Raw genomic sequence first — 12120 nt, forward strand, 5'->3', positions numbered from 1 at the left:
GCCAGAGCTGTTCGCAAGCGTGGGCAGTACACTCGGCCGGGTCTCAGCAAGCCGAGCATTCACGACGTGTCGTGGACACTTGGGCGTTCGCGTGGAGTGACCATCCATGTTTCCACGGAAGAGTCGATGGTCATTCAGGGGGCTCCTCGGTCGGGCAAGGGCCTATACGTGGTCATCAATGCGATTCTCGACGCGCCCGGCGCTGTTGTCACTACATCAACGCGAGCCGACAACCTGGTGGTCACGATGCGAGCGCGGATGTCTGATGGGCGGCCGGTTACAGTCTTTGATCCTCAGGGCATGTCGGGTCTGCCAACGACGCTGCGCTGGTCGCCGGTACGTGGTTGCGGTGACCCGGATATCGCAACCCGACGGGCTCTTGTGATCACCGCAGATACAGAGATGAAAGGCGAGAATGCTGCATGGCAAAAGCGCTCGCTGATCGTGCTCCAGTGCCTGCTCCATGCGGCAGCGCTGTCAGGGGAGGGAATAGCTGCATTTCGTAGATGGTCGTCCAGTCCGGTGTTGGCCAGGGAGGCGCTGGATATCCTGGGGCGTCCGGGTGCAGCGTTGGGTTGGCAGGCAGATCTGATGGGGATTTTGGAAGACGACCCGCGGAACACTTCGAACTCCTGGATTGGGGTCTCAGCCGCCGTGGCCCCGCTTTCATCTCCTAGGGTGTTGGCGGCGCTGAACCCACAGGACGAAGCTCAAGAGTTTGATCCCAAGAGTTTCATCAGGCGACGGGGGACTCTCTACCTTATTGGCACCCGCTCTGGAGCTGCGGCCGCTGGCCCTTATCTCTCGGCTCTGATTGACGACATCGACAACGCCGCGCGTGAGCTGGCCTTCGTCGCACCTGGAGGCCGACTCGATCCACCGCTTTCTCTGATCCTCGACGAGATAGCGAATCTATCGCCGTGGCCCGGCCTGCCTGTAGTGCTCTCTGATGGTGGTGGTATCGGCATCTCAACGCTCGTGGTTCTGCAGTCCCTTTCGCAGGCGCGGAGCGGGTGGTCGATCGAGGAGGCAGCCACCATCTGGGATTCTGCGATCATCAAGGTGATCTTCGGTGGAGGTTCGGATGAGCGTGACCTGCGCTCGCTGGCGGGTCTGCTGGGGGAGCGGAGCCTGATCCTCAACACCCGTTCCTGGTCATCTCAGGGCCGTCAGGACGGTGAACAGATTCGGGAGAGCCCGGTGATTCGTCTGGATGAGATCCGGCGCCTTCCTGTTGGTACGGCGCTCATGCTTGGCCGACGAACTCGTCCGATCCTCTTGGACTTGCGTGACTGGCATCGGCGGAAGGACGCCGCTGAGCTGGGTCGGTCGAAGCTAGAGACCGAGCGAGAGCTGGCCGCTGGCCACCTGAGTCGGCAGGAAGCGAACAGCGAGGCTGATTCATGAGTACCCAGGCGGACGATTCTGACTTCGAGGTGGGGCGGGTATCTGACTTGGATGATGAACTCACGGCGGAACTGTTCCGATCGTCGTTCCAGCCGTCGCCGCGCAGCGTCGGGGTGACGCATCGGTGGCGGGATATGTCATCTACGCAGGCGGAGGTGGTGTGGCAGAGCCTCTTCGATTGGGTTCGCTGGTTTGTGGCCACGTATCAGCTGACGACGTCGGTGGTGCCGGACTGTTGGTGGCGGCACTCGGAGATCGTGGCAGAGTTGTACGCGCTTCAGCGGGCGGAAGCGGCGTCCTTCACGTCAGACGACTCGGGATTCGGTCCGCTGGCGTTCCACGAAAGGCTGCCACACGGCGTCGAACGTCTCCGAACCCACACTCGGACCGCCGGGTGCGTTGGGCTGCAGAGCCATAAGGTACCGGTCGTGAGGATCTTGCCGGCCGAGCCGGACTTCGAAGACTGGAAACTGGGCACCCATCAGACCCGCAGGTGATTACGTCATGTAGTTGTGTAGTTCGCTCGACATGAATAGGTGATCCCTTTTTGGGGCCGTCTAGAAGCACTAAGGATGGCTGTCGTGGCCTCTGCATCTGAACCGAACGCCGACGCAAGCGGGGCTGAAGAAGCCGCCGCGCCGCCGTCGAACATTCGACTGTCGCCCGAGGAGCGCATAGCCGAACTGACCAGGGGACTTCACACAGCACTCGAGGAAGCGATCGATTCGCCGATGCGCTGGCAAGTCCTCCTCGACGCCTCCGCAACCCTGTGGCGTTATTCCGGAGGTAACGTCGCCCTTCTGATGATGCAGATGGCGCAGCGAGGTACCCAAGAGCCGACGCTGGTGGCTGGCTACAAAGAGTGGGCCAGGCATGGGCGAGCGGTTCTGCGTGGAGAGCACGCGCTCTGGGTGATCGCGCCTCGGACGGCCTCCATGCAGGAACTGATTTTGCCTGACGGACAGCGCAAGCTCGTGCCAGCGAATCAGACTGCACCTGATGATGCTGTCAGCAGAGGTAAGAAGAACGTGATCACAGGGTGGCGCGGGCAGGCTGTCTTCGATGTCACCCAAACGGAGGGCACGCCGCTGCTGGTGCCTCGCGCGGATGCTCAAGGTGGGGCGGACGTGGGTGATCTGTGGAGTTCCCTGCGGGATGTTGCGAAGGAACACGGCTTCCGGGTTGAGGTTTCGGGATTTCAACACGGCTATACCAGTGGCTATACCGATTTTGATGCTCGTCGAATTCAGGTTGGTGCCTGGATGAACGACGAGGAGCGGGTAGCGGTACTTGCTCACGAGCTCGGTCACGTTCTTTTGCACGGACCGGGCGACCGTCTAGGGCGACTGTATGGCAGCAGCGCGAACCATCGCGGACTAGCGGAGGTAGAGGCCGAATCGGTTGCCTATACCGTCCTGCGGGCCCACGGCATCGATCGTGGACCGCAATCAGCGTCCTATCTCGCTGGCTGGGCCGACGCTGTAATCCGAGCGGAAAGGGACTTGAAACACGACTCCTCAGAAGGTTGGATGCCGACGTCTCGAGTCGACATCGCGAAGTCCGTGCTGGGGAGGGTGACCGGGGCTACCAAGGGGATCCTGGCGGTCTCGGATCCTCCTGGTTTCGGCGGGAAGTTCGCTACCGCCAGTGCTGACCGGTCCGTCGTGGCGAGTCCGAGCTATGCAGGTGTCCCCGGACCGAACGCGTCATTGAACGGTCCGGAGAGCGCAGGTCCCTGAACGCGCAGATGTCCGTCGGGAGAGGCCCGTCGACTTAAGGAAGGTAACCCATCATGAATACGAAGATCCCCATCACTATCGCGGGGAACCTGGTCGCAGATCCCGAGCTGACCATCGGGGAATCCGGAACTCCGCACGCGAAACTCCGCGTTGCCGTAAACCAGCGGATTCAGAACCCAGATGGCACCTGGCGAGACGGCGAACCGGTTTTTCACAACGTGTCAGCGTTCCGGATGCTCGCGGAGAACGCTTCTACTTCTCTGAAGAAGGGCGACCCCGTGACGGTAGCGGGGGAGCTTGAGTTCCGTTCCTACGACAAGGACGGCGAACGGCGCGAAGTCCGGCGGATCATCGCTGACACCATCGGGCCGGACCTTCGTTTCGGAACGGCGACGTATCAACGCTCAGCACGAGCAGTTGCCGAGCCAGAGGCGGCTGTGGAGGCAACAGGGCCACAAGCAACGACGGCGACTGGATGGCCCGCGTACAACGTCACCACGAAGGGGCCGGTGGTTGCGTCCCCTTTAGGAGGAGCTCCCGTGAATGACATGACCGTCTGACCTGCCTTCGCCGTTCCGTGCCCACGTCTCGATTCCTGAGGCGTGGGCTCTTCTTGGTTCAGCATGAATACGCATTCGAATATATGTTCTAATCTTGGTGCTATGAGACCGAAGCAAGACTCCGCCGCTTTCGCCCGCATGATGGCGCAGATAGACGCCGACAACAGCCACCCGAAACCTGACGACGGCCAGATCATTGAGCTCGAGCCTGGTAGTCAGCCTCTCGTTCGCGTGGGGGAGATCTATGGTCGGGCGATCAAATATACGAGGAGCTTTGGGCTGGTTGAGTGGATGGATGACAGCCGGGACTATCACGTTCAGTGGTTCCCGGCGGGGCAGGTTAGGCGTGTGGACCAGGAATCGTGGAGGGGGCGGCCACTCTAGTGCTGCCAAGTGCCATCGCCGAGTGCGTCCCCGTTAGGAGTTGCCGGACAGCAGCTGAGCCTAAGCTATGGCTGTTCGATCGCCAACTTGGCTAGCGGTTGAGCCAAGCCACAAAGGCGGCTCTGACAGAATAGAGTGGTCCGTCTTTCGCACAGTTAGGTTCACCGAAATCCATGGCGACAAAAGATTGGGTTGACATCGCCCAACTAGGTTTGAACCTTTTGCTAGCAACTTTCACCCTGTTTCTGTTTCGCCAAGGACAGAGGGACCGCGGCAAGGTTCGGGTTGATCAGGAGCGGGACCAAGCATCAAAGGTTTCTGTCATTCGCAGTGAGGAAACCAAACCGACCTCTGGGGGAGGTTTCAGTATTCGTGGCGTGAGCTTCGAGATCAGGAATGACTCGAGCCTCCCCGTAACAGGCGTCCGCCTCTTCCATTGCAGGACTAGTAGGACACCCGAAGAGGACCTGGAATGGAAGGAACTTGATCTCGACAACAACCTTTACAGAGGTATGTCTCTACCTGGTGGGCAACACAAGACCTTCGCTGTAGACGCAGCACTGATGCTGGACGATTTGGAACTGTATTTCGTTGACGGGGCTGGAAGAGCCTGGGTTAGACGGGAATCTGACGGTACATTGTGGGTGAATACGAATATCCACCCGCAACAAAGATGGTGGCAGAGTTGGTTACGTCGCCGGGCCGCCGGAACGTTCGGAATCGTCTACCGGTGGCCCATCACCCACACCTTTTCACGCGCAGTCAAGGTTGCTCCCCGAATTCCATGGGAGGCCAGAGTGACACGCTTTCTTTGGGGGTCTGCCACTGCCGCTGAGGTTGATCCTCGACCGTGGCGCCGCCCGAATAGCGTGCCCGAGCGGGATTGGCCTTACCAGAATCTCCTGAACCAGGCTCAGTTCCGGCGTGAGAGGTCCACGGCCAAAACAATGATTGAAGCCTGACCGTAGACTTTTGAACGAATTCAGAGCTCGGGATGAAATGCGTCTAAGTCATGTTCTCCGATTTCCAGACTCCTGAACCATGCGTGACATCGACTCTACGGTCCGATTGTCAGTTGGGCAGGAATAGTAGGGAGCAGATCGTCCGCTTACAGGCACGGCGCCCATGCCAGAACATGGTCGCCGCTGATCCGGTAAGTCTCGGGCCACGGAGCTCCCGGTCGCACCTGCGCTGGATCTGGTCGTATCAGCAGAACGGATCCAGGCCAGATGGGCTCGGGAAGTGCTTCGATCCACGCCGGTTGGATGTAGTCGAACCGGTTCCAGCTGATGGTGACCCAGGAGCCCGTCGGCTGAGGTGCGTCGACGGTTAGGACCGTGACCTCAGTTGTAGTCCCGCTAGCCTCCTTCAGACCTTCGAGACGCGTCCAATGAGCGTGGGTTTCCGATTGCCACCGCCGGAGACCGTGAATGCGTCGACCCCAGACGGCAATGAGTACGACGCTTAGGGCGGCGATGATCAACAGTAGCCAAGTGGTACCGGTAACCGTAAAGGCCAAGGCGGCCAGAATTAGGGCAAGCACCAACGTCACTGCGCTCGCCACGATCAGAGCGGGTGTTGCTACTCTCGGCTTGAGGACTGGGTTCACCTGCATACTTGCTCCAACTTCCAGTTTAGAGCTGCCATCCGGCATTTGTCAGGCTTATTGGGGAGTCGAACCCATACAAGTTGCCGACATCTGTTAGCCCTGGCTCTGGTGTGGCGGCTTGGGTGATTTCTTGCCGTAGGTGGTCCCACTGCGCTCGCTGTTCCCATTCCCAGTCCGCCGGAGTCGGACCAAGGGCGAGTGCCGCGCTATTGACGCCCCACCGATCCCGGTACACCGCCACATCACGGAGCATTGCGGCCGCCTCCAACGGATCTGCACCGGCCTCGATGTCTTTTCGCAATAGTGTGGCCCATTCAGGGTCATCGAGTAGAACCGCGTTGGCGACGTGCTCCGCACGGTTCCCAATCCGCCGTCGTACTTGGTCCAGCAACGCTGTGAGGTCTGCGCGATCTATCGGCAGCTGCTCAGTCAACGGATCGATGGGTGATGGGGGCATCGCCGAGCAGAACCTGCGAAGCCGGGCATGGGCAAGTGCGGTTAGGTCCCGTGCCTTGGCTTCTGAGCCCAGAACCTCGTCCAAGGTGCTCAGGGCTCCCGGACGATTGACGTCGCTGGCACGTCGCCAGGCAGCGACCGTGGCGCCCCAAGCTGGAGATTCGCGCATCTCCTCAGAGCGGCCGGGCATAGGACTGTCGATAGCTTTCGAGAGATCCATACCCGCAGCGATTTGAGCCAGGTAATCGTACTCGCGGCTCAGACGCTCGAGGCTGTCGGCGTGCTGCCGTTCGAAGTCCCGTACCTCGTGAGCCGTTCGCTCCGCACCCTCAGCAGCAAGGACCTCGCCAAGGATCACCCGCCAGTTCGAACGGGCACTCGGGTCCAGGATCTCGTCCTCGTCCGGGTCGTTCTCGCTGACATAGGCCGTGTTGGAGTGCCGGCCCCGGGTCATGCTGACATACAGCAGTTCCCGCGTGAGGCGCCCAGGGGTGACGACGGTGTGGCCGGTGTCGACAGTGAGGCCTTGACTGCGATGGGCTGTGGTGGCGTAGCCCAGCTCCAGGGATGATTCCACATAACTGCTCGGCAAGAGTAGGGCAGCTCCGGTGTCTTTACGTATCGCATTTAGAGCACCTTGGCGTCTACTGACTCCCGTGACTTCGAGCAGCGCCCCATTGCGAAGGAACTCACCTCGATCGTCGCGAATGGATCTGTCATTCCGACGAGCTATAACGATGTCGCCACGACCGGCTCTCAGCCCGTCCCGAAGGGCTGCGGTGAGTTCCACATCCACATCGCCCAGACTTACCCGGTCGGCTTGAGCCCGTTCATTGAGCATTTGGACGGTCTCGTTATCAGGAGCTATCAAGACCGAGACTTGGCCAACCAGGATATCCGAGTGCCACGTGGAGTAGGCATGGTCGACCATGTCCGAGTAGTGGCCGTGCTTGATGCGACCATGGTCCTCGTACTCTGCGAGCACAGATGGACGCCCTTCACGTAGCCCGAGGGAAGCTGACCGTTCCCACGGATCCTTGAAACGCCAGATCGTGCTCAACCGGGCTGCCTTCCCTTGCCGATCAAGCCAGCCAAGCACACCCCCGGCATCGATGGAATCGAGCTGGGCGGGATCGCCAACCAAGAGGATCTTGGCATCGGCTTCCTTGGCCTGGCGGACCAGGGCTGCGAGCTGGAGCGTTGAGACCATGGAGGCTTCATCGACTATTACCAGCTGGTTTGGCCGAAACAGCCATTGGTTCTGCTGGGCGGCCAGACGCGCGACCTCCTGTTGAAGTCGACTATTGATTGGGCCGCTGGGAACTGACGCTCTACGCAGTCGATCGTCCGCCTTGAAGAATCGGTCTGCGCGCTCGGCCGCACCAGACCCAACAGATTCATGCAGCCACTTAACAACGTTCTCTGTCACCATCCGCAGCTCCGAGCCGAGAACCTCGGCGCTCGCAGCAGCCGGCGCCAGGCCAACAACGCTGCCCATCCCGTACGCCGCCTCCCACGTTGCTTTCACTGCGCCCAGTGTCGTCGTCTTTCCCGTCCCGGCCGGTCCAACGATGGCGTCGAGCACGCTGGAGCTCAGCAGGACATCCGACGCTGCCGTCAGCTGGTCATCGTGCAGGGGTGACCCTTCGCCGTTTCTGTATGAGGTGAGCGTCTGGAAGGAGAGCTCGACCGGCACGGCCGGGCCGCCGTCGTCGTTCTTCGCCGCCATGACTTCGTCCTCAAAGGCAAGCGTCGACCCATCCGTGTAGAGACGCGACCCGTGGAAATCGAAGACACTGCGCCCGGCGAATCGCACATCATCGGCGGCATCCGCGGGGACGCCGTACCGGTACTCGTTGAGTGGCACGGATTGACGTTCTGCCGCGGTGGCCGCGGCATCGATCATCGCGTTACGGTCGGCGGGGGAGGCGCAACGGATCTCAGCGCACACACGCTCACCTTCGGCTATCAGGTTCCAACGATTCCAGGTTGAGCGTTTGGCCGCCACGCGCTGTCGGGTGATAAGCCCGACGGCGGCAATCCAGTCAGGGGCGAAGTTGCCGATGCGGAATGGGCGTGAGCGGGAACGCCGGATGGTGGAAGCTACGACTGACTCGGGATCAAAGCCCTTGGCCGTTGCTCTGTCGCGCCACTGTGCGGAAAGTGTTCGTAGCGGAAACGGCTCATCATTCTTGGGAGTTCGAGTCGAGAGGGTGGCTTGCTGGCGCAATCTCACGATGGTTGTCGCTGTCGGGCGAGCTCCGTGGTCCGTGGCCCACTGTTCGACTAGGCGGTCGGTCTCGACGTCGATGAGCCTTGAGCGATTGGAGAATTCGCGGACAAGGCCTTCAGCGATGCCCGTGAGTTGCTGGCTTGGGTTATGAGTGTTTTGCGCTGGGGCTCGGATGTCCGTTTCTGTGCCGAGGCTGGTGTGCAAGGCATCGAAGAGCAGCCCGTTGTAGTGTTCGCTGGCGGCGACGACTGCCTTGTATAGGGAGCGGGAGTCCAGAGTGACCCATGCACCGTCCGTGACGCGCTGGACTCGGTTCGCGATGACCAGGTGGGTGTGGAGCTGAGGGTCGCCAGCGCGGGATTCCCAATGGTCGAAGGCTGCGGCGATCACTCCTCTAGTGCCGACGTGAGCAACTCCGTTCCGCCCAGATCTTGTGTTGATGACCTGCTCTTCCATCCAGGCCAGAGTTGCTTCGATAGCTTCGTGGTGGGTCTGAAGTATCTGGTCCTGGAGGCGACGCGGGCTAAGTGCCCAGAGCGTAGAGACGGACTTCGGGACGCTGAACGTGAGGTCGAAGCCGGCGACGGCATGCTTCGTCGCTTTCTGATTGTTGGCCTCTTGGCTGATCGGTGGCTGCCCGTGGGGCCTCCCTAACGGTTCACGGCTGTCGGGGTGGGCCGCGTCTTGGAAGACGGCGCGTGCATCGGCTTCATTGACTTTGTCTCCGGCTGCCCTGGCGATTCCTTGGAGACCGTTGCCCAACCAACGACCTTGGGGTGTTCCTGTCTTCATGTAATAGCTGATGTTGTCTGGGGGAGTAGGGGAGAAGTCGTCCAGCATCGTGGACTTAAAGAGGTACTTGAGCCCTGACCGGATGGATAGCCTGGCGATGGACATGGTCATGGCCGTGCTCCAGTGCGGTTTCTCGCTGGAAGCCAGCCACGCCGACGGAGAATGTCGAGTGTCACTGGGTCGAGGGCCACGCCTTTAGCGCGCGAAACTTGGAGCAAAACGGCCGCCACACGAGCGAGGTCTTGAACGTTTGTTCGCTGGGCACGCTTCAGCCGCAAGACTTCGTTGTGGAGGAGGCCGTTTCTGGTTTCCAGTTCGCCGTAGATGGCGTGGAGTCGTTCCAGTTCGGAGGACTGCAATCTCAGCTCGGTCAGGAGCCGGTCCGTGCGGTTGGCGCCATCTTCAGGTTTGCCATGTGCTTGCTGTTCGGGCTCTGCTTGTTCACACCAGTTCATGAATTCGGCCCGCCCCACCCGCATGATTTCCTGCGGACTCGCCCTTGGATGCCAGAGGTGTGAGTCTTTGAGGAGACCCGGTCATCGCAACTTTCACATCTGGTCGTAGGCTAAGTGTGGGCCTGGAGCTCCTGCTTGATTGAATGCACTGACCGGAGACTATAGTCCGGAGTTGGGCGTGCTGATGTTTCCGGACTTGCCTGTCTCTAGTAGCATCTACGCACCTACACATCTTCTGGGTAGCAGCTAAGCGAATGCACCGGACAGCGCACGGGTTTCGGAAACTCGTGGACCCATGGTTCCGGAAGGCGACAAGCTGCCGCACCCTCGCCGAGGCTGCGGCATTTCATTATGTGCCTTGCAAAGCCTCGGGAATCTTCCATTCGAAGAATGCTCGCATGGCGGCGTTCATATCGGCGGTCGGATCGATAAGCCACTGAAGTTGGATTCCGTCCCAGGCCCCGATGAGCAACCGGCTTAGAAGGATAGGATCCCGTTCTGGGTCTACTCGACCCATCTCCTGATCGTAGGAGAAAGCCTGTGCAAGTGCAGCGGTCTTTCGCCGATAACGTTCAACGAACCAGTCGTGAGCCGGATGTGTCGGTGCCGACGACTCGGCCGCCAGGATCGCGAAGAGTCTGAGCAGTTCCGGACGCTCAAGGCTCGAACGGACCCGACCAAGGGTTGCGTCCGCGACGCCCCGCTCCGCGCAGGCCGCATCGAAGTCGAATGATTCATTGCCCGTGGTTGTCTTGTCGGCTCGTTCGAGCACAGCTTCAAGTAGCTCGTATTTGGTGCCGAAGTGATGCACGATGCTCGTCAAGCTGAGATCGAGTTCTCTTGCGATGTCCCGCAGGGAACCTCCGCGATACCCGTGGGTCGCAAAGACCGTAGTTGCAGCATCGAGAATTTCGATGCTGCGTTGCGCCGACTTGGCGTACGGACCACGGGCCCGGGTGTGCTGTTGTTCCGTCATCGGTGCCATGTTACGCCACGCATCCGGGACGTGTTGGAGAACGGGAAGCGATGCTGGTGAGAGTCATTGAAGAAATTGTAGCAGTTGTACAAATTTCAGTGTAATGTGCATCACCAAGGGCGGCTTAAGGAAGAGTCCCCCATGCTCACAAGGAGGTACGCATGAACGCACAAACACGAATCAGCCGACGGATAATCATCCGCAGTCTGGCAATCGCTGCAGCCTTGCCGCTGGTGGCCGGATGTACCGTAGGCAGTCCCGGGAGTTCGTCCGGCGGCAATTCAGGCGAGGCCACGATCACTCTGATGGCCGGCGCCCAGGACCTCAGCGACAAGCAGATTGCCGAATTCGAGGCCGCAAATCCCGGCATCAAGATCAATCTGATCGTGACCGATCCAACGCGGCTCAACACGATGCTCGCAGCCGGTAGCCCTCCGGACATTGTCGCGGGTGGCGCCTTGGGCAGCGCGAACTTCAACGCACGCGGACTAGCAACCGACCTAACGCCGTTCCTGGAGAAAAGCCAGGTACTAAAGGAAGACGACCTGCAGCCCGTCAACGACGGGTTCCGATGGGATGGCAGCCACAGCGGAAAAGGTCCCCTTTACGGCATCGTCAAGGACTGGAGTCAGGACGCTTCACTCTGGTACAACACGGCCCTATTCGACAAAGCGAGCGTCCCGTATCTGAGCGAGACAGAGCCCACGAGCTACGACGAACTTCTACAAATCGCTAAGAAGCTGACAGTTGCTGATGGCGGCACGACCGCGTCGTATGGACTCGGCCTCGAGTGGGCGTGGACCCTCTACGGACCGATGTCGGCCATGGTTCTCCAACAAGGCGGGAACCTTTACAACGACGATCTCTCCAAGATCGACTTCACTACGGACCAAGCCCGGCGAGCTTTCCAGTGGTATGTCGACTTCGCTAATGCAGGGGTGGGGCCGACATCGCTGAATCCGCTGCCGGATGCTTCCGACTTCTCTACTTTCGCGGCCGGTCGGATGGCGATAACCCAGGATGGCTACTGGTTTGGCGGCAACTTCGCCACACCTGAGGCATTGAAGACCGTCCGAATGGCGCCCGCGCCGGTCATGGGTGAAACACGTGCCAATCCTACTTACTCGGGTCAGGGATGGTGGATTCCGGAGCAAGCCAAAAACAAGGATGCAGCCTGGAAGCTGATGGAGTACTACATGGCGGGGGCGCCTGCCCAGGCGCGCGCCTCGAGCGGCTGGGGACTCCCGGCCTTGAAGTCTCTGATGGCGAAGCTGCCGCAGGAGCTTCCGTATCAAAAGGCCGCGTACAACGTCGCACAGAATGAGCTTCAGTATGCCGTTCCGCTTCCTGATTCGCCGTACATCACGATCGATCTGCTGAATACAACGATCGACAAGTACCTGCAGAAGGCGATCAAGAACGAGATGAGCGTCAGGGACGCCTGCGCAGCGCTTACCGACGAGCTCAACCAGGCACTCGCTCACGGCAAAGAGCAGATTGGATAACTGA

At 60.2% G+C, this 12120-nt stretch carries 7 protein-coding genes; 5 read left to right on the top strand and 2 right to left on the bottom strand.

The features are described 5' to 3' along the window. Nucleotides 1-96: 96 nt before the first annotated feature. The 4 genes from IEY62_RS09200 to IEY62_RS09215 all read left to right on the top strand — a co-directional run bounded on the left by IEY62_RS09200 (nt 97) and on the right by IEY62_RS09215 (nt 3706). Nucleotides 97-1407, top strand: a complete 1311-nt coding sequence (locus IEY62_RS09200; RefSeq protein WP_189016422.1) for a type IV secretory system conjugative DNA transfer family protein — start codon at nt 97-99, stop codon at nt 1405-1407. After that, nucleotides 1404-1904: a hypothetical protein gene (locus tag IEY62_RS09205; RefSeq protein WP_189016425.1), complete on the top strand. Its 501-nt coding sequence runs from the start codon at nt 1404-1406 to the stop codon at nt 1902-1904. The genes IEY62_RS09200 and IEY62_RS09205 overlap by 4 nt, the downstream gene beginning before the upstream one ends. Before the next feature lie 84 nt (nt 1905-1988). Next, nucleotides 1989-3146 carry an ImmA/IrrE family metallo-endopeptidase gene (locus tag IEY62_RS09210; RefSeq protein ID WP_189016428.1) on the top strand — a complete coding sequence of 386 codons (1158 nt, stop codon included), beginning with the start codon at nt 1989-1991 and terminating at the stop codon, nt 3144-3146. A gap of 53 nt (nt 3147-3199) precedes the next feature. After that, nucleotides 3200-3706 (top strand): single-stranded DNA-binding protein, encoded by a 507-nt coding sequence (locus IEY62_RS09215; protein ID WP_189016431.1) that lies wholly within the window; start codon nt 3200-3202, stop codon nt 3704-3706. Between the two features lie 2018 nt (nt 3707-5724). On the opposite strand, the gene mobF is transcribed toward IEY62_RS09215, so the two are convergent. Beyond that, complete coding sequence (mobF, locus tag IEY62_RS09220; RefSeq protein ID WP_189016434.1) at nt 5725-9291, bottom strand: MobF family relaxase; 3567 nt, start codon at nt 9289-9291, stop codon at nt 5725-5727. A 693-nt stretch (nt 9292-9984) separates the two neighbouring features. Continuing rightward, nucleotides 9985-10611, bottom strand: coding sequence for a TetR/AcrR family transcriptional regulator (locus IEY62_RS09225; protein WP_189016437.1), 627 nt, complete (start codon nt 10609-10611; stop codon nt 9985-9987). 161 nt (nt 10612-10772) lie between these two features. Between IEY62_RS09225 and IEY62_RS09230 the strand changes: the two genes are divergently transcribed. After that, a complete protein-coding gene (locus IEY62_RS09230) occupies nt 10773-12116 on the top strand; it encodes an ABC transporter substrate-binding protein (protein ID WP_189016440.1) in 1344 nt (447 codons plus the stop codon). Nucleotides 12117-12120: the final 4 nt, after the last annotated feature.

This window comes from Paenarthrobacter histidinolovorans, from assembly GCF_014647595.1.
Lineage (GTDB): Bacteria > Actinomycetota > Actinomycetes > Actinomycetales > Micrococcaceae > Arthrobacter > Arthrobacter histidinolovorans.